Origin of the sequence: Peribacillus saganii (assembly GCF_003429095.1) — a bacterium.
GTDB lineage: Bacteria > Bacillota > Bacilli > Bacillales > DSM-1321 > Peribacillus > Peribacillus saganii.
On record NZ_QVTE01000068.1, the window covers coordinates 1 to 1567 of the forward strand.

1 protein-coding gene is annotated in these 1567 nt (G+C 42.2%); it reads left to right on the forward strand.

Annotated features, from left to right (window positions below; genetic code table 11):
- Nucleotides 1-89 precede the first annotated feature (89 nt).
- Nucleotides 90-1462, forward strand: a protein-coding gene (locus D0469_RS20125) for an IS1182 family transposase (protein ID WP_407675760.1) whose coding sequence is annotated in 2 segments (ribosomal slippage) — nt 90-665 and nt 668-1462 — 1371 coding nt in all. Because the reading frame shifts where the segments join, the coding sequence is not laid out codon by codon here.
- The last annotated feature ends 105 nt before the right edge of the window (nt 1463-1567 follow it).

The following is a 1567-nucleotide window of genomic DNA, read 5'->3' on the forward strand; positions in this document are numbered from 1 at the left end:
TCAGGCTGTTGAGAAAGTTTTTTCTCAGCAGCTTTTTTGCGTTCTTTTCAAGAAAAAGTGGGTAAAGGGAGTGCAAGGAGGCGATTCAAATGATGGGTAACCAAAAAAACAATCGCGATGAACAAGTGACTGTAACCATTAATGATCTTATTCCAGATGACCACTTCTTGCGAAGGGTCGAAGAGACCATTGATTTCTCCTTTATAGAAGAAAAATTAAAACCTTACTATTGTGATAACAATGGCCGCCCCTCCATTCACCCCATTACTCTTTTCAAAATGATGTTCATTGGTTACTTTTACGGTGTTCGTTCAGAAAGGCAGCTTGAAAAGGAAATTCAGATGAATATTGCCTATCGTTGGTTTCTTGGTTATTCAATTACTGATCCAGTCCCCGATCACTCCACAATCAGCTTTAACCGTCGTACCCGTTTCCTTCACACTAGTGTTTTTGAAGACATTTTTGATGAAATTGTACGCCAGGCACAGCATCATAATATGGTTGGTGGGCGCATCCTCATGACTGATTCCACACATATCAAAGCAAATGCCAATAAGAATAAATTTGTCCGGAAGATAAAAGTAGCGAAACCAAAGGCGAAAGGATACCTAGATCAATTGGAGAAGGAAGTCAATGAGGACAGGTTCATCCACGGAAAAAAGAGTTGAAACCTAGAAAGGATGGGGATGCGAAGAAGAAAGAACCAGAAATGACCCGATGCAGTACAACTGATCCAGACAGTGGGTTTCTGATGCGTGATGGGAAACCGCGTGGTTTCTTTTATCTGGACCACCGGACTGTCGATGCGAAGTTCAATATCATTACGGATACCTACATTACTCCTGGTAACGTTTCTGATTCCGAGCCGTACCTTGAACGACTTCAGGTCCAAACAACTAAATTCGATTTCAACGTGGAAGCTGCCGCCCTGGATTCCGGATATTTCACCGGCTATATATGTAAAAAATTAAGGGAGCAGAAGATCTTCATGGTAATGGGCTACCGCCGTTTTGGGAGCCAAAAGAAAGTCCTGCCGAAGAGGAAATTCATCTATGTCCCTGAAAAAGACGTCTACGTATGCCCGATGGGCATTATGCTTCGTTATTCAACCACTGACCGAGACGGAAACCGCTTCTATAAATCAGACCCAAAGGAATGTGCAACCTGCCCACATCTTAACGAATGTACCACCTCTAAAAACAAACAACGGGTCATCAGCAATCATATATGGGAAGAACACAAGGAACATGCCAGGCAAAACAAGAGAACGCCTGAAGGAAAAACCCTTTACAGGATGCGTGGACATACAATTGAAAGGAGTTTCGCTGATGCGAAGGAACTCCATGCTTTTCGTTATGCACGCTTTAGAGGGAAGGAGTCTGTCCAGGAACAGGCTTTCATGACTGCGACATGCCAAAATATCAAAAAAATGGCCCTCCATCTCACCAGATTGGTTGAATAGGAGGACCTTTTTTATTTACAAATGATAAATTAAGCTTAATGATTAGAAAATTATTCCAGTTTATGACCAAGGATATTGATCTCTAGGGAGTTTCTCGACACTCTG